This is a genomic window from Rubritalea profundi, from assembly GCF_002954445.1.
GTDB classification, from domain to species: Bacteria; Verrucomicrobiota; Verrucomicrobiia; order Verrucomicrobiales; family Akkermansiaceae; genus Rubritalea; species Rubritalea profundi.
The window spans coordinates 276286-292613 of record NZ_MQWA01000001.1 but is presented as its reverse complement, the minus strand read 5'-3'; the positions used below and the strand labels follow the sequence as shown (position 1 = coordinate 292613).

20 protein-coding genes, 2 tRNA genes and 1 pseudogene are annotated in these 16328 nt (G+C 49.1%); 19 read left to right on the top strand and 4 right to left on the bottom strand.

Annotated elements, in window-relative coordinates:
• Positions 1–184: 184 nt before the first annotated feature.
• The 4 genes from BSZ32_RS01300 to BSZ32_RS18580 all read left to right on the top strand — a co-directional run bounded on the left by BSZ32_RS01300 (position 185) and on the right by BSZ32_RS18580 (position 2782).
• Positions 185–1243, top strand: a complete 1059-nt coding sequence (locus BSZ32_RS01300) for a hypothetical protein (RefSeq protein WP_165788570.1) — start codon at positions 185–187, stop codon at positions 1241–1243.
• Positions 1240–1617: a hypothetical protein gene (locus BSZ32_RS01295; protein WP_105041743.1), complete on the top strand. Its 378-nt coding sequence runs from the start codon at positions 1240–1242 to the stop codon at positions 1615–1617. Before BSZ32_RS01300 ends, BSZ32_RS01295 begins: the two co-directional genes overlap by 4 nt.
• 54 nt (positions 1618–1671) lie before the next feature.
• Entirely contained in the window at positions 1672–1866 is a 195-nt protein-coding gene (locus BSZ32_RS18175) for a hypothetical protein (protein ID WP_129589526.1), read from the top strand.
• Positions 1867–2605: 739 nt separating this feature from the next.
• Positions 2606–2782, top strand: a complete 177-nt coding sequence (locus BSZ32_RS18580; protein WP_165788569.1) for a hypothetical protein — start codon at positions 2606–2608, stop codon at positions 2780–2782.
• A 403-nt stretch (positions 2783–3185) separates the two neighbouring features.
• On the opposite strand, the gene BSZ32_RS01290 is transcribed toward BSZ32_RS18580, so the two are convergent.
• Positions 3186–3258: transfer RNA gene (locus tag BSZ32_RS01290), tRNA-Lys, on the bottom strand.
• A gap of 324 nt (positions 3259–3582) precedes the next feature.
• On the opposite strand from BSZ32_RS01290, the gene nusA reads away from it, so the two are divergent.
• The 13 genes from nusA (at position 3583) to BSZ32_RS01230 (ending at position 11703) form a co-directional block, all read left to right on the top strand.
• Positions 3583–4536 carry a transcription termination factor NusA gene (gene nusA / locus BSZ32_RS01285; RefSeq protein WP_240610536.1) on the top strand — a complete coding sequence of 318 codons (954 nt, stop codon included), beginning with the start codon at positions 3583–3585 and terminating at the stop codon, positions 4534–4536.
• On the top strand, positions 4467–4853 hold the full coding sequence (locus BSZ32_RS19555; protein ID WP_484592878.1) for a hypothetical protein: 387 nt from the start codon (positions 4467–4469) through the stop codon (positions 4851–4853). The genes nusA and BSZ32_RS19555 overlap by 70 nt, the downstream gene beginning before the upstream one ends.
• Before the next feature lie 71 nt (positions 4854–4924).
• Positions 4925–7066, top strand: a complete 2142-nt coding sequence (gene infB / locus BSZ32_RS01280) for a translation initiation factor IF-2 (protein WP_105041742.1) — start codon at positions 4925–4927, stop codon at positions 7064–7066.
• Positions 7067–7171: 105 nt separating this feature from the next.
• Positions 7172–7534 (top strand): 30S ribosome-binding factor RbfA, encoded by a 363-nt coding sequence (rbfA, locus tag BSZ32_RS01275; RefSeq protein ID WP_105041741.1) that lies wholly within the window; start codon positions 7172–7174, stop codon positions 7532–7534.
• An 18-nt stretch (positions 7535–7552) separates the two neighbouring features.
• Positions 7553–8059, top strand: coding sequence for a DUF3592 domain-containing protein (locus tag BSZ32_RS01270; protein ID WP_105041740.1), 507 nt, complete (start codon positions 7553–7555; stop codon positions 8057–8059).
• A gap of 63 nt (positions 8060–8122) precedes the next feature.
• Complete coding sequence (locus BSZ32_RS01265; RefSeq protein WP_206018684.1) at positions 8123–8350, top strand: AbrB/MazE/SpoVT family DNA-binding domain-containing protein; 228 nt, start codon at positions 8123–8125, stop codon at positions 8348–8350.
• The gene (locus BSZ32_RS01260; protein ID WP_105041739.1) at positions 8350–8751 is read left to right on the top strand and encodes a type II toxin-antitoxin system death-on-curing family toxin; all 402 of its coding nucleotides are present in this window, start codon (positions 8350–8352) and stop codon (positions 8749–8751) included. Before BSZ32_RS01265 ends, BSZ32_RS01260 begins: the two co-directional genes overlap by 1 nt.
• Positions 8744–9361, top strand: a complete 618-nt coding sequence (locus tag BSZ32_RS01255; RefSeq protein ID WP_105041738.1) for a phosphatase PAP2 family protein — start codon at positions 8744–8746, stop codon at positions 9359–9361. The genes BSZ32_RS01260 and BSZ32_RS01255 overlap by 8 nt, the downstream gene beginning before the upstream one ends.
• Positions 9362–9406: 45 nt before the next feature.
• On the top strand, positions 9407–10153 hold the full coding sequence (locus BSZ32_RS01250; protein WP_105041737.1) for a pyridoxine 5'-phosphate synthase: 747 nt from the start codon (positions 9407–9409) through the stop codon (positions 10151–10153).
• A gap of 12 nt (positions 10154–10165) precedes the next feature.
• Positions 10166–10552: a holo-ACP synthase gene (gene acpS / locus BSZ32_RS01245; protein WP_105041736.1), complete on the top strand. Its 387-nt coding sequence runs from the start codon at positions 10166–10168 to the stop codon at positions 10550–10552.
• Positions 10553–10647: 95 nt separating this feature from the next.
• Positions 10648–10722: transfer RNA gene (locus tag BSZ32_RS01240), tRNA-Asn, on the top strand.
• Positions 10723–10804: 82 nt separating this feature from the next.
• The gene (locus BSZ32_RS01235) at positions 10805–11167 is read left to right on the top strand and encodes a SpoIIAA family protein (protein ID WP_105041735.1); all 363 of its coding nucleotides are present in this window, start codon (positions 10805–10807) and stop codon (positions 11165–11167) included.
• A 161-nt stretch (positions 11168–11328) separates the two neighbouring features.
• The gene (locus BSZ32_RS01230) at positions 11329–11703 is read left to right on the top strand and encodes a hypothetical protein (protein ID WP_105041734.1); all 375 of its coding nucleotides are present in this window, start codon (positions 11329–11331) and stop codon (positions 11701–11703) included.
• 224 nt (positions 11704–11927) lie between these two features.
• Here the strand turns inward: BSZ32_RS01230 and BSZ32_RS01225 are convergent, their stop codons facing one another.
• Positions 11928–12212: a Precorrin-3B methylase gene (locus BSZ32_RS01225; protein ID WP_240610534.1), complete on the bottom strand. Its 285-nt coding sequence runs from the start codon at positions 12210–12212 to the stop codon at positions 11928–11930.
• An 84-nt stretch (positions 12213–12296) separates the two neighbouring features.
• On the opposite strand from BSZ32_RS01225, the gene BSZ32_RS01220 reads away from it, so the two are divergent.
• Positions 12297–12896 (top strand): GNAT family N-acetyltransferase, encoded by a 600-nt coding sequence (locus tag BSZ32_RS01220; protein WP_165788568.1) that lies wholly within the window; start codon positions 12297–12299, stop codon positions 12894–12896.
• A gap of 75 nt (positions 12897–12971) precedes the next feature.
• Positions 12972–14441: pseudogene (locus BSZ32_RS20465) on the top strand (sulfatase family protein).
• Between the two features lie 126 nt (positions 14442–14567).
• Here the strand turns inward: BSZ32_RS20465 and BSZ32_RS01205 are convergent.
• The gene (locus BSZ32_RS01205) at positions 14568–15857 is read right to left on the bottom strand and encodes a PP2C family protein-serine/threonine phosphatase (protein WP_105041730.1); all 1290 of its coding nucleotides are present in this window, start codon (positions 15855–15857) and stop codon (positions 14568–14570) included.
• An 11-nt stretch (positions 15858–15868) separates the two neighbouring features.
• Entirely contained in the window at positions 15869–16324 is a 456-nt protein-coding gene (locus BSZ32_RS01200) for a response regulator (RefSeq protein ID WP_105041729.1), read from the bottom strand.
• Between the last annotated feature and the right edge of the window lie 4 nt (positions 16325–16328).

Here is a 16328-nt window from a genome sequence, read left to right as displayed (position 1 = left end):
TAAGCACCCAAATTTTGAAGGGCCCTCACCTGAGTCAAGGTTACCCGTCACTTTGTGACTATTTTTCAACAGGTTACGGGTTACATTTTCCTCGTGTAGTGTGATTCTACATAAATAACTTGCATAACCTTCTCATGGAAGACGCATCAACCAATCGCGGATCAGCTGCGAGAGCCCTAATTTTATGACAAATTACAATATAACCCAAATCTTGAAGTGGACTGAGAGGTCAGTGATCCGCGTGCTTTACGTTCGACCAAAATGGTTGTCCATGATCCGCCTACCGAGCAGCGGGAGAATAGTCAATCGTCCTGCTGCATTAATCCTTTCTTTCCTGCTTTGGAACCTCTCGGGTGCCGAATGGCTCCGTGGCGAAGATTTTACAAGGCCCTCGAACAACTGGGTCGCCACTGATGCTTTGGGAAGGCATCTTCCAGTCCATCGCGAAACCGGAGACAGGAGACCCGGAAAATTCGTTGGCATCTTTTACTTTGTCTGGGTCGGCAATCACACCCCAAAGGTTTATGACATCACCAAGATCCTGAAGGTGCCGGAAGAAGAGCGGCAGTGGGGCCCGTACAAGGCGACCCACTTCGGATGCGAACCCGAGTATAGCTACTTTCACTCCTCCGACCCGTGGGTGATCCGGCGCGACATGCAGATGCTTGTGAATACCGGTGTTGATTTCCTCTTTCTGGACGTCACCAATGGGCTGATCTACGAGGAGTCGGTGGATGCCTTGCTCGGAGTTATTCGAGCGATGCGGGATAAAGGCATCCATGCTCTCGGGGTCGTCTTCACCACCAACGGAGGAGGAGGGGCGACCATCAATCGCATCCATGACCGCTTCTACAAAGATGGCCAACATGAGGACCTCTGGTTCCAATGGGACGGCAAGCCCGTGATCTTCGGAACCAAGGACGACCCGAAAATTCGTGAGGAGCTCAAGGACTATTTTACGATCAAACGCAGTTGGGCATGGACCGCGACTAAGACCGAGCCGGATCATTGGCAATGGCTCGATACCTCGCCTCAGGACTACGGGTGGAGCGCGTCACCCGACATCCCCGAACAGATCCCGGTAACTGCGGCGTCCCATGCCACCAATTCGATCGGTCGAAGCTACCACGATGGTGCTCAGCCACCGGTGGGACCCGATTACTTGACCGAGTTAACCTCTCAAGGGCTCCACTTCGAGGAGCAATGGAAACGCGCCCACGAAGTGGTTCGAAGGTCGTCATGATTACGGGCTGGAACGAATGGATCGCGATGCGCTTCATCAAGGAAGATCAAACCGAACCCTTCGCCGGGCGTCCTCCGCTGAAGGATGGCACCTGGTTCGTCGACGTGTTCAGTGCCGAATTCACTCGGGACATCGCGCCCATGAAGGGAGGCTTCACCGACAATTACTACTACCAGATGGTGGGTCACATCCGGCGCTTCAAGGGGCTTGCCGCCCCACCCGAGCGTCCGGAAGCTCGCGAAATCGTCATTGATGGGAAGTTCGATGACTGGGAAGGAGTCCCGGCTCATTTTACCGATCCTCAGGGCGACACCATGCACCGTTCCTTGCGGGGGACGGACCCGAAAACAATCTACACCCATACCCTCGGGTGAAACGACATCGTCTCCGCACCGGTCGTCGAGGGTGCACAACACGTTCACTTCGCGGTGAGCACCGCCGAGAACCTGACACCCGCCACGGACCCGCACTGGATGATCCTGCTCATCGACAAGGACCAGAACCAAGAGACCGGATGGGAGGGATACGATCTCGCGATCAACTACAAGGCCGAGCCGGAATCCGAATCCACCTGCGCGAAATGGGTCGACGGGAAGTGGGAAGTCTCCGAAAGATTGCGATAGATTGCGATAGGTTGCCAGGGCAAGCAACTTGAACTCACCGTGCCGAACGCCCTCTTCCCGCGCGGACCGCGACAAGGGTTCGATTTTAAGTGGATCGACAATGTCGCCCTGAAATCGATCGAGTCACTGTTCCTTGAAGGGGACGTTGCGCCCGATCGGAGATTCAACTTTCGATACTGACTGCGGCAGACGAACAAGACGTCCTACCAAACCGCTGCCGGCGTGGACTCGAAATCTGAATGACAACTATAACGATTAACACTGCGATCAAAGCGCGCCGCCCGCAGCGGGTGGCAGGACTTTGACGTTCGGCTAAAAAAAATAAACAAATGTCAGGTCTCACAGGACTACCATGGGAGGATAATTACATTCGGAAAGAACCAAGTAAGAAAGACTCTAACCCTAAAAATGAACGGCCAGTATTTAGCTTAATTGCTATTGCTACCACTCCAACTTGCTTGTGAGCTAATTTGAATCACTATAAAATTTGCAGAACACATCACCGAATCACTGACCAGCTGATAGAGCGCCGATTTATGACAATTGCAAAATCAACCCAAAACCTATGAGCACTGAAAAGTCAGTGATTGGTGTGCTTTACCTTATGGGCTTGGTCTGCTATTGATCCAGTTGCCTCACGATGTGTTCTTATATTGTGAGTGAAACAAAGAGCACAATCAGTTAAAATATCCTGTATTTTAACAATGCCTATCCAAAAATTATATAGAAAATAAAACGAATGCAACCGAATTACTCATATGAAAAGCGCCAGAAAGAAATAGCTAAAAAGAAAAAGAAGGAAGAAAAGAAGCAAGAGAAGCGCCGGCAAAAAGCAAAATTAGCCGATAGTCAGCCGCAGGCTGTTGAACCTATAACAGGCAGCGACGATAAATCGGCAACAACAGACGAGACATAACGCGGATTTTACTGAAGTCAAAGGGGGTACTATGTTGTATTACTCATTGGGATTATGGTTGTAGATCCGTAGTGGTTTGGCCGCCCTTGTTGGCCTTGAGGGTATTTGCGGTCGAAGCTAGGTCGTTTCCCTCGGCTGTGATAGGTCGTCCGTTTGAGGCTGAAAATAACTAGGCACGACCATAACTAGGTATATCCTAGTCGATCAAATATTTGTACGGGGTTTACCGGTGAATCTTGCTGCGCATTGTTTGTTACTCCCGCTCTCCATGCTTGCAGTCGAATCCTGAGCCGCCGGGCTCGGTTCTAGGAATCCGCTTGGCTGGGTTCTCATCCGATCTTGCCACAAAATAGCCTCAAGGTTGTGAAACACTTGAGGCTATATTTTTACCTTTAAAAAAAAGTACGCAGACTGGGATTCGAACCCAGGACCAATTGGTTAAAAGCCAACTGCTCTACCAACTGAGCTACCTGCGCGTTATTGATGATTTGTATGCCTCCTGTGAGGCGGGCAGAGAATTAGTCTGTCTTCGATAAATTGACAAGGATGTTTTGTGTTTTTTTTGAGTTTGTGTGAGTGGCGCGAATTTGGGACAATTTTTGAATTGTCAGAAATAAGAGAATTACAACGATTGAAGGCCTCTTTAGTAAGCGAGATAAGTCTTGCAATTTCGAGGAATTTGGATAATGGAAGGGCAGACAACTTCAGCCGTGAGGAAGGAGTGGGTGATTTTACCCACTCTTTTTTGTATCAGGATCTCTCCTGTAACGCGGATTAACTTTTAGACACATACTCAGACCATGACAAACGATATCGTCGCTCTCATTGACTACTATGAGAAGGAAAAAGGCATCGACCGAGATAAGGTACTTGCTGCGCTTCAGTTCGCATTTCTCTCTGCTTACCGTAAAATGGTACCAGGTTCCGAACGCATCGAGGAGCTTCGTGCTGCTATCGATACGAAAAAAGGTGACACTACGATCTTCGCTACTCTGAATGTTGTAGCTGATGATGATCAGATGGATCAGTGGAACGAAGTGGTTATTTCGACCGCCAGTAAGATCAAGTCCGACGTTGCCGTTGGTGGTCAAGTTGAGCTCAACGTGACTCCTAAGAACTTTGGTCGTATTGCTGTCCAGACAGCTAAGCAGACTATGATGCAGCGTCTCCGTCAGGCTGAGAAGGAACTGATTTATGACGAATTCAAGGATCGCGCTGGCGACATCGTCAGTGGCACTGTGCGTCGCTTTGAAAAGAGTGATGTGTGGGTAGACCTTGGAAAATTTGAAGGGAAGATGTCTTCACGTGAGCGTGTTTCTACTGAAGAGTACAACGTCGGCGATCGTATCCGAGCTTACGTTGTTGCTGTTGAAAACGAGCAACGTGGCCCAGAGATTATCCTTTCCCGTAGCCACCCTAACTTTGTTCGCCGTCTCTTCGAAGCGGAAGTAAGTGAGATTTCCGATCGCACTGTTGAGCTTCGCGGTATTGCACGTGAAGCTGGCTACCGCACAAAGGTGGCTGTTTCTAGCGTCGATGAAAATGTGGATCCAGTGGGAGCCTGTGTTGGCTTACGCGGTGCACGTGTTAAAAACATCGTCCGTGAGCTCAATAACGAAAAAGTGGACATCATCCGTTGGAGCGATGATCCAGAAGAGTTCGTTCACGAAGCTCTCAACCGGCAATTCTCCGCTCTGTTCACCTCGATGAAGAGAAGAAAATTGTCAGCGTCACAGTTGACGAAGACGAACTAGCCAAAGCAATTGGTCGTCGAGGCCAGAATGCGCGTCTGACATCTCGTCTAATGGGATGGGATGTTCAAGTCCGCAAGGACGAGAGCCAGCAAGAGCAATTCGACGCTCGTGTCTCTGACGCCTCCCACGGAGTGGGTGACCAACTCGGTATCGATGATGAAACTGCTGCTAAGCTATTCCGCGCAGGCGGTGCTACCATAGAGCTCGTTCTCCAGATGCCAGCTGAATATATCGCGCAAGCGATCGAAGCCAGCGAAGAAAAAGCACAAGAAATTCTCAAGAAAGCAGAAGAAGCTCAGCAGGATGCTGACGCCTAATTCGCCCCAATCAGGACTGGCAGCATACTGCGCAGTCTTGTCTTACCAACCTTACATCGAAAGATAGCTCAATGGCTGATCAGAAAGATAATATAAACGAAAAGAAGAAGGTTCTCGACCTGCTAGACGACAGCAAGCCGAAGAAGCCATCACGCCGTGAACGTCAGCGTGAAGAAGCCTCTAAGCTAGTAGCACCTGAGGTGAAGACTCTCGACACCAAAAAGGCCGAGGCTCTCGACATTTTTGACGAAGAGGGCAAGAAGAAGACCTCTGTCATCAAGAAGGGGTCGGGCAGTGCTAAGCTGCCAAGTATTTCCAAACTGAATGAGCCAAAGGCTGATCTTGATTTTGTGAAGACTGAGTCAGCTAAGTCAGCTAAGTCTGGAGCCTCCGAGGCCGTTCAGACTGTCGAAGATGCTGACAACGGAGTAAAGGTGATCCACCTCAAACCTCCGATTATTGTCAGTGAGCTAGCAGAAGCAATGGACCTCAAGCCATTCCAGTTGATGGCCGATCTAATTAAGCTTCAGGTTTTCGTTGCGCCACACCAGGCTATCGAGCCAGATGTCGCTGAAACTCTTTGTGCTCAACACGGCTTCAAATTCGAGCGCGAAAAGCGTGAGAAGGGTGCTGGCGTGCATAAGGTAGAAGAAGTTTTCGTTGAGCCAGAACCAGAGGAAAACGTCCCTGAAGATAAGCTAGAGCTCCGAGCACCTATCATCACCTTCATGGGTCATGTTGACCATGGTAAGACATCTATTCTAGACTTCATTCGCAAATCTCGTATCGCGTCTGGTGAAGCAGGTGGAATCACCCAGCACATTGGTGCTTACGGTGTAAAAGATGACCAAGGTCGTCCGATCACATTGCTCGATACTCCAGGTCACGCCATTTTCTCTCAAATGCGTGCTCGCGGAGCAGACATCACAGACATCGTAGTTCTCGTGGTTGCTGCTGATGATGGCATCATGCCTCAGACTAAGGAAGCAATCGATCACGCTAAGGCGGCGAAGAAGACAATCATCGTAGCAGTCAACAAGTGTGACGTAGCTGGTGCTGATCCAACTCGTGTTCGGACGCAGCTTATGGAGCACGGTCTGACCCCGGTAGACTTCGGTGGCGACGTCGAATGTGTCGATGTTTCTGCAAAGACTGGCGACGGCATGGGTGATCTGCTAGAACTCCTCGCCCTCCAGGCTGAAGTTCTCGAATTGAATGCTAACCCTAGCGCGAATGCACGAGCTTCAGTAATTGAAGCTCGCATCCAAGCTGGTAAAGGCCCAACTGCAACAGTGATTGTTCAGTCTGGTACTCTCAAAGCTGGCATGCCTTTCATCTGCGGACCATTCAATGGTAAGATCAAATCCATGTTCGACGACCACGGCAAAGTAATCAAGACTGCTGGCCCTGCAACTCCTGTTGAAGTTCTCGGATTCGCCGAACTACCAAACGTAGGCGACGAACTCGTAGAAATGGATACTGAGCGTGCAGCCAAGAAGTTGTCTGGTGAGCGCCAAGGCGAGAAGCGCAATACGCGCCTCGGTGGTGCTCAAAAGAGCCGTTTGACTGATTTTATGTCTAGGGCTAAAGGTGGAACGCAAAAAGCGCGTCTCCAGCTTATTCTTAAGACTGACGTACAGGGTTCCGTAGGAGCTATCACTGGTGCTATCGGTGAGATCGAATCAGGAAAGGTCGAGACTCGTTTCGTCCACGCTGCATCAGGCTCTATTACTGAGTCTGATATTCTTCTCGCCAGCTCGGCAAATGCTACTGTCATTGGCTTCAATACCAAGGTGGAAAGCAAAGCTGTAACGGCAGCTAAGCGTGAAGGTGTAGAGATCAAACTTTACTCCATTGTTTACGAACTTATCGACACAGTGCGCGACGCAATGCTCGGACTTCTTGACCCTGAAACTCGTGAGACCATCATCGGTCACGCTGATGTCAAGCAGGTGTTCAAGGTCAACAAGGGCAAGGCTGCCGGCTGTATTGTCAAGGACGGTAAAGTCACTCGTACTGCTCACGCTCGTGTGCTTCGCGGTAGAACTCCTGTCTTCGACGGCAAGATGTCTACTCTCCGTCGCTTCATGGACGAAGTCAAAGAGGTCAAGACTGGTATCGAATGTGGTATCAAGCTCGGTGCTTTCAATGACTACGAAGAAGGTGACGTTATTCAGTGTTACCTCTTGGATAAATTCGCTCAAGAGCTCTAAGCAATATTATTTTAAGCCTCGGGCGGAGCAATCTGCCTGAGGCTTCTTTTTCTTTATGAATAGAGGATCAGCTCTAGCATAATCGATAATTAACCAAAATTTCACATGTCCCAACGACTCGATAAAATCAACGCGCTCATGAAGCGTGAAATCAGCAGCTTCGTTCAGAAGGAGTTTGAATTTAAAAATGCTCTCGTCACCATTAGTGATGTGGTACTCACTGATGATCTCCGCGAAGGCAAAGTTTTTGTCAGTGTGCTTGGTGGCCATATGGCTAATGTCCTAGAGAAGCTTACTAAGCATAAAGGAGCGATTCAGAAGTACATCAATAAGCGTACGAACCTTCGCTGTACACCAGTGCTTATCTTTCGCGCTGATACTTCCGCCGAGCGTGGGGTGGGGATCGTCAACCTTCTCGATGAAGTGGCTAAATTGGCCACAGCTCCTGAGGAAGACGAAGAAAAGTAGATTTCACAACTCAGCTCGATGGAAAAGAAAAGTAAAGCAGGTGCCATTTACCTCTTCGGAATTGGCTTGTTTCTCTTTTTCCTAGGTGCTGGATTTTGCTGGTTATTAGCCAAGAGCTTTGGCAACGCCAGTGACACCCGCAAATGGGTAGAGACACCATGTTTGATCATTCGCTCTGAACTGGCCACGCGCTCAGCTGCCAACATTTCAGCGGAGTACCGCTGGGAAGTAGCCTTCAAATACCAATACAAAGGCGAAGACAATATCGGTGAGACGTATAAGCCACGAGGCCAACGCTGGCGTAACTCAATTGAAAAGGTGAAGTCACGGCTCGAGCAATACCCCGTGGATCAGCAAACAGTATGTTTCGTCAATCCACAACGGCCAGAAGATCCTAGCAAGCCGCGTCAGGCTATTTTAGCGCACGATACCAAGGCCGCAGGTTATTCTATTTGGTTCCCAGCCCTGTTTTCTATTGGCGGTATAGGTATCATGGTTGGTGCTGTACGTGGTTTGTTTAAGTGAGACAGCTCCGAGCTTCTCAAAATAGAGTTTGCCTCGTTATAATGGATGTTATAACTTGAAGGTATGGCTATGACAGCAAAAGTGACGAAAGTAGGGAATTCATCGGCGTTGATTTTACCGAAAGAACTAATGGCTAAGCTTAATTTGGAGCAAGGCGATTCAGTGAGTCTCACTGAAGTGGCTGCAGGCGTGGTGATTTCTCCCTATGATAGGCAGAAGGAGCGCCAGCTTGAAATTGCGAAAAAGGTCATGCGGGAGAACCGTAACATGCTCAAAAAACTAGCAGAGTAATGGAGCCTGAATGGTTAGATCGCATCGTGGTGGATAGTTTTCACTATCAACAAATTCGCGAACACGGAGGTGCTCATGGCTTACGTGATGAGGGTTTATTAGAGTTGGCGCTAAATAGGCCCATTCAGCTTTGGCAATATGGAGACCCTAAGCCTGATATCTGTGCTATGGCTGCGGCTTATGCATTTGGACTCGCTAAAAACCATCCATTTTTTGACGGAAACAAGAGAACTGCAGTAATTGCCTGTGAGGTCTTTTTGATCCTAAATGGCTACCAGTTTACGATTGGTGAAGTGGAAAAATATCCACATTATCTAGCACTCGCTTCAGGTGAGCACAGTGAAGAGTCCTTTTTGAATTGGCTCCGAGAACACACGGAAAAGCGGATGAAGCATGAATGATCTCACTGAAAATTTCCTGCGCCGAGCGTTCTCTGGGGTTATCTTGGTGATCTGGATTCTTGCGCCCTACATTCTATTGCAGCAGTTTGCCATTCGCGAGATTTGGTGGCTCCAGCCGACTGCGTTTGATAATGCGATTCCTATCAATTTCCACAGCCTTTGGTTTTATTACACCTTTTACCTTTTGTTAGGAGTGGTGGGACTTTTTATCGAGCGTCCAGTCTACCTCCGTTATCTCTACGTGATCGGCTGGACGGCCATGGTGGCACATATGATATTTTTGCTGCTCCCCAATGGTCTATCGCGGATGGAAATTCATTTGCCTGATGCGCCCGTCTACTACCATTGGTTGGCTACCTGCGATGCACCGCGGAATGCTTTCCCATCGCTTCATGTAGCGCTCTCTGTGGTTGCTGGAATCGCAGCTTGCGCTTCCAAGCGCTTCAACCTTGCGGCTAAAGTCGGTGTAATTCTGTGGATACTCGGCATCATCTGGTCGACCATTGCGCTGCGTCAGCACGTCATCATCGACGGGATCGCGGGCATGATCATAGCAATCATAGTCTGGCTGATTGTGGGCAAGGTGAGTCGACCCGAACTGGACTCCTAGCAAAGGGGTTTTGACAGATGGGAGTGGCTGAGGCATATCCATTGCATGAGCTTACTTTTGGGCGTCAATATTGACCATGTTGCTACTCTCCGTCAGGCGCGCTACGCGCTGTTACCTGACTCTCCGAATGCGGAACCATCACCAGTGAGTGTGGTGGAAGATGCTAAAGCTGGTGGAGCTGACTCCATCACCATCCATGTCCGAGTCGATAGACGACATATGCAGGACGCAGACGCCTTTGCTGTGAAAGAGCAGTGCGGTCTTCCGATCAACCTTGAGATGGGAAATACGCAGGAGATGCTCGCGCTGGCTCTTAAAGTAAATCCTGAGTTTGTTTGCCTAGTTCCGGAAACGCGTGAGGAAGTGACAACCGAAGGGGGACTCGATGTGGCCGGGCTTTTTGAAAGCCTCCAACCAACGATCAAAACTCTGCAGGCGGCGGGCATCAAGATCAGCATGTTTATCGATCCTGACATTGAGCAAATCGAAGCCTCCGCTCGCATCGGAGCCGAGATGGTTGAGCTGCACACCGGTTGCTTTGCCAATGCCTTTGGGCCGCAACGCAAAGTAGAAGTAGATCGCCTCACTGCCGCGTCGACTAAAGGTCACACGCTCGGTCTCCAGGTCAATGCGGGGCACGGCATCAATTACACGAACATTGTGGATCTTTACGATGTCCCGCACCTTGCCGAATTCAATATTGGTCACTCGATTGTCGCCCGTTCAGTCCGAGTCGGCTTCCAGCAAGCAGTGGCTGAAATGACTGAACTGATGAAGGGCTATCGGGGTTAAATCCATTTCAATATGCAGATTTTTGGTATAGGCATCGACGTTGTCGAGATCGAACGGATTGAGGAATCGATAGAGAAATTCGGGGACAAATTCCTCGACCGGCTCTTCACGGCCGAAGAGCGCGCGTATTGCGATTCTCAAAAACGTCCACACGTCAACTTCGCTGGGCGCTTTGCCGTGAAAGAAGCGATTGCCAAATCCTTTGGCACGGGCATAGGGAAAGAACTTTCTTGGCTCGATATGACGATTCTCCGAGCTCCAAGTGGCGAACCGAGTGTGGTCTTCAGCGGGGCGGGTAAAGTTTTCATGGAGCAGAATAAAATAGTCTCAGTGAAGATAAGTCTCACGCATGCAAAGCAATACGCAGCAGCCAATGCGATTGCTATTACAGGCTGCTAAAAAAAGTGAGATCCACCACATGTTTTGTCTTGCGCGATGCCAGTGATTAGTGCAGTTTCCCGCCGTCGAGAGTGGTAACGCTCAAGACAATAAGTTCCGGCATAGCTCAGCGGTAGAGCGGGTGACTGTTAATCACTAGGTCCTTGGTTCGATCCCAAGTGCCGGAGCCATTTAATAGGCCTCATTTCCTTATAGGAAATGAGGCCTTCCTTTTTGTGTGGGAATCTCTGTAGTTTAGCGTAAAATGTCGGTATGTTTAGTTTAAAAATTACTGGAAAAAATCGTGTCGATATGGAGTTTAGCGGCAAGATAGACTCAGCAGGAATGCGTCAAGTTTTAGATGAATTTGAGGATAAATTAGAAGGCATGGATAATGTACGGATGCTCTACCGTATAGAGAATTTCCAAATGCCAACATTCGGAGCAATGATGGTCAAGATGGGTGAGCTGCCGAGCTTGCTTAAGTTGATGAAACGCTTCGATAAGATAGCTATACTAGCGGATAAAACGTGGATTCAAAAGGTGGCCGACCTAGAGGGATGCTTGTTCCCTGGGCTCGACATCAAAGGTTTTGATTTAGATCGGGGCGACGATGCTGAAGCTTGGTTAGCCTAATAAGTTCCCCCCCTCCCATACAAGCCTCAACTCTATTTGGAACTGAGGCTTTTCTTTTTTAGAGATAGCACTATGTATCTGGCATGCATCATTGCCGTCATTGTGGATTTCCACTTGAAAACCAAAGCAGCTGTCCCAAGTGTCAGGCTAGCCGTGAGGACATGGGGCGCAATGCGATGTATGAGGTCGATGTGGCACACAATGGCGAGAGTTGGGAACTTGCGCAGCAAATGATCATCCAAGCTCTAGATCAGGCCATTTATGGGAATTTCAAAGGGCTCAAAGTGATTCACGGATACGGGGCTCTCACTGGTGTGGCGGTGATCGCTCCGCGTGCTATTTCACTGATGCGGCATCTAGCTGAGCAGAATGATTCGCGATTCGCTAAAGATCAGAAAAATCCAGGAGCTAGCATCATTTGGCTGAATAAATCGAGGACGATTGAGCAGTCCGAGCAGAAGCCCTATTTTAGTACTGAGACTAAGAAGTCACCGAGTTTGAACTGGTTTGACCAAGCGCTCAAGAAGAAGCGCTAACTTGTTCAGGGTCAGTGCACTAGGGGCTTTTTAGACAGAATAAATTTTGAAGAATTCTACAGAATCCCTCAAAAAACGGGGCTAAAAAAGGACGGAAAACTTTTCATTCTTTCTGAAATATCGCAAGAGCGTCGACCATCATTGGTTAATTCCGAAAAATGCTGTAAATTCTGTCGAGCACCGCAGGCATCAACCTAGATAGTCTCCCTAGTGTAGGAGCCCTGCTAACTTGGTGGTGGATCGTTGGGTTTGGTTCTGTGCTCGCCGAAGTACTTTTCGCTGCGGTAGCGTAGCCAGACTCTGAGAGTTTGTGGGACTTGCTCGCGCTGGGCTTGGTCCAGAGTTTCGTAGAGCTGAGTAGCCCGATCCCGCTCGCGTCTACAGGCTTTGTTGTTGTGTGCGTCCCATTGCGTACGAGCTAGGCGGATCCTTCGATTGACTTCTTTGATGAGCGCTTTGCCTACCAGTGGCTTGTTCTTGTTCTTCTTCGCTGGCATTGGTTCCATCATTTCATAGCTGTAGTCTGAGACAAGCTAGATTTTCTCACTGGAGTTTCGGGAAGAATTGCGAGATGATGGTTTTCTATGCATTTCGTGCCCGCATCCATATTCGCAAAATTGAGTGATGGTTCTGAGTTGTTGTTACGTGAGGTCACGGCTGCTGACCGTGAGCGCGCGATAGATGCGTTTGACCGCTTGAACTCTGGCGATATAGCAATGCGGTTTTGGCGCGATTTAATAGACATAAATGACGAATTGTTAGATAGACTAACAAGTGCTGATCAAATTAATCATTTAGCGTGGTGTGCCTTGAATCCTGAACGATTGGAAGATCCTGGGTATGGAGCAGGCTCGGTATGGAGGCTAAAGAATGACCCTAGCGTGGGGGAGATTTCACTTACTATTCTGCCTGATTACCAAGGACGAGGATTAGGCATTGTCCTATTTGGTTTACTCTGGGTGTTAGCGCGCTTGTTAGGAATGCAGATCCTGCGTGCGAATGTGCTCAATGCAAACCACCGGGCACTGTCGTGGTTTAAGAGACTGGGAGGTGAAGTTCACTCGCATGGAGCATTTTATGAAATTGATTTTTGTCTCATGGATAATGCTCTCGCTGCTTCAGAGATTCCCAGCCAAGTCGAGTTGACGCGTTGGATTCATTTTTTCCAAACTGAATTTGGTGGTGAGTCATAGCCGAGTGGAATTGATGATAATCCACCATAAAAGATTTTATGTAATATTTGCAGTGATTGGTCATTATAGATCTAGATGAAAGGTTTTTGGAATAGAGTAAGCGGCAAAGCTAAAAAGAACTATGTGGCTGAGGTGGTTCTAACAATGGCGCTAATGTCTCCTATTCTGGCAGCAGAGCGGAAGTCAAATATAGTGGTGATACTAGCAGACGATCTGGGCTGGGGTGACGTGAGTTGTTACAACCCAGAGTCGAAGATAAAGACGCCGAACATTGATGCTATTGCAGCAGATGGATTACGCTTTACCGATGGTCACAGTAATTCGGTAGTGTGCACGCCTACTCGTTATGGTGTTTTGACGGGACGATATGCCTGGCGCTCGCGGCTGAAACGAGGGGTCTTGAATGGCTATAGCCCTGCATTGATAGAGCCCGAGAGAATGACGATAGCCTCTGGGCTTAAGTCGGCAGGATACAAAACTGCGTGTATCGGGAAATGGCATCTCGGTATGAATATCGCGAAATCGGGTAAGGAGTGGGACTATACGAAACCGATCGAAGGAGGACCCATAGCATTGGGGTTTGATTACTTTATGGGGATCTCAGCGTCGTTGGATATGCCACCGTATGCCTTGATTGAAAATGACCGTTTCGTCCAACAACCGACAGAGACATTCAAAGCAATCAAAGAGTAACTTGCGTACTGTAGGGGTGGAGTGATAGCGCCGGAGTTTAAGCATGTTGATTACCTTCCCTTAGTCGGTAAGCAGGCCGTTGGGTTCATTCAACAAAGTGCGAAGAATAAGAAGCCATTTTTTCTTTATCTCCCCTTACCATCTCCCCACAAACCGGTTCTCCCTGATGAGAGTTTCAAAGGGAAATCAGGCATCGGTGACTACGGCGATTACGTGATGGAGACCGACTGGGTCATTGGACAGGTGGTTGAGCAATTGAAAAAATCTGGTGTATACGACAATACTCTCATTGTGCTGACCAGCGATAATGGCTCGTTTGCGATTCCTGAATTGTATCAAGTAGTACAGACTGGTCATCGACCGAATGGCCACTTTCGCGGGCAAAAGACAGATATTTACGAGGGCGGTCACCGAGTGCCATTTATTGTAAGTTGGCCAAAAAAAATGGGTAAAGGGAGGATGTCAGAACAAGTGGTTTGTACAACGGATATCATGCCTAAGGCGCTGAGTGTGGCAGGAGTTAAAATACCGAAGAATGCGGCGGAAGATGGTTATGACTTGTTGCCTTTGCTGTTAAATGAAAAGCAAGCTGGCTCACTGAGAGAGGCGACTGTGCATCATTCAGTCAGTGGTATGTTTTCGCTACGTAAAGGCAAGTGGAAGCTCATTGTTGGTCGCGGCTCTGGTGGCAGAACTAAGGTGCCAAAATTAGACCCAATCATTCAGCTCTACGATATGCAGAAAGATCCAACAGAAAGAACAAACCTGTATCTTGAGCACCCTGAAATAGGCAAAGAATTGGAAACCACTTTAAAGCGATACAAAGAGGCTGGTCGTAGCGTTAAATTCTAAATGGCATAAGCTTACGGGCACAAAGCAGTTCGAACCTCCTCACTGGTAGCGAGCTTTTTTAGACCTATGGGGAAAGCCATCATAACTAGTTACCGGAGGCTGCTCCCTTAAGATGGATTTGCTATTTTACGCCACACCTGTGCCACATTTAGGCAGTCGTGTGATTTCCATACCAATGAGACAGGCATCATCCGTAAATTCCCGACCTTTGGCAAAGTGCACGATCTCATCGGACACCTCATTAACCAGTTTTAGCATAGGCAAACCCACATGATTCTGGATCGATTCCCGCAGTCGCACTTCGCTGAACGCTTGCTCTTGCTCGTTCTCCACCTCGAAGATTCCGTCGGTAAAGGTGAGAATGAAATCCCCTTCTTCGACCGTGGTTTCCCCTGTGAGGTATTCGACGTCTTCAAAAAGACCCATCGCCGGGCCGGTATCGAACGAGTCGGTGAGGACCTCGACTTTTTCGGTGCCGTGGTGAACAACAAGCGGGCTGGGGTGGCCAGCAATGGCGTAGGTGAGTCGTTTGGTGACGATATCTACAACGTAATAACTGGCGGTGACGAAGAGGGTGGTGTCCAGTTGTTGCAGAATGACGTGCAAGGATCGGTTGATCTGGGTAAGCGACTTACCAGGATCGGAAGCCAAATCGCCCAGTTGTTCCTCCAAGGCGCGCATCATTGCCGTCACCAGCGCTGCGCGCACCCCATGGCCCATAACATCGCAAACAAAGACCGCGACGGCTGTCTCCGACAAGGGCACAATATTGTAGATATCTCCACTGACGCGGCTGGTTGGGTAAAATAAGCTGCAAAACTTTACCGCACTCGTGGCCGGTGAAACACCCTGTGGAAGTGTCGGGAAGGTAGTGGGCAGGAATGCCATCTGCAGCTCGCGAGCCATTTCCAGATCTTCTTCCATGAGGGTATTTTTCTCCCACAATTCTCGTGTCCGTTCTGCCACGCGATGCTCCAGTTTTTCGTTGAGCTCCCGCAGTTGCTCTTCAGCTCTGCGTCGGGCATTCCTCGATTCTACTTCCTGCAGCGCCCGCTGGACCACCGGTACGAGGCGGCCAAGCTTATCCTTTAGCACGAAGTCGGTCGCGCCGTTTTTGAGCAGTTCGACCGCGACTTCCTCGCCCACTACTCCGGAGATCATGATAACCGGCACATCAGGGCAGAGTTGCTTGGCCATTACTAGAGCCTGCGCGCCGTCAAAGGTCGGCAGTTTATAGTCAGAGAGAATGATTTCGGGCTGGAAATCCTTGATCGCCCGGGCGAAATCGGAGCGGGATTCCACGCGTATGAAAACGAAGTCGATTCCCCCCTGTTTAAGTTCGCGGTTGATCAGGGCTTCGTCGATTTCGGAGTCTTCAAGAGCAAGGATTCGGAGAGATTGGGAGTTTTTTTGCATTTTATATGGGGTTAACAATTGGAAGTGGAATTGATGGGGGATACGTTGATTTTCATCCAATACATCCCTACTGTACTCACCGTCTTAACGAGTGATTCGAAGTCGACTGGTTTGACTATATAGCTATTGGCTCCATACCGGTAGCATGCCTCGATATCCTGAATTTCATTCGATGAGGTGAGGATCACGATATTGAGCAGTTTCGTGGATTGCTGCGCTCTGATCCGGCGCAGGACTTCGATTCCGTCGATCTTCGGGAGTTTCAAGTCGAGCAGCACGAGCTTGGGTTGCTGGTTGACATCGCGCCCCTCGTAGGCACCTGAGCCATACAGAAAATCGAGCGCAGCCTGGCCGTCGGTGACATGAACAATATGCTCCGCGAGATTATTCGTTTTTAGAGCCCTGATCACGAGTTCCCCGTCATTCGGGTTGTCTTCTACAAGTAAGATTTCCAGTGCTGAGCTCATAATT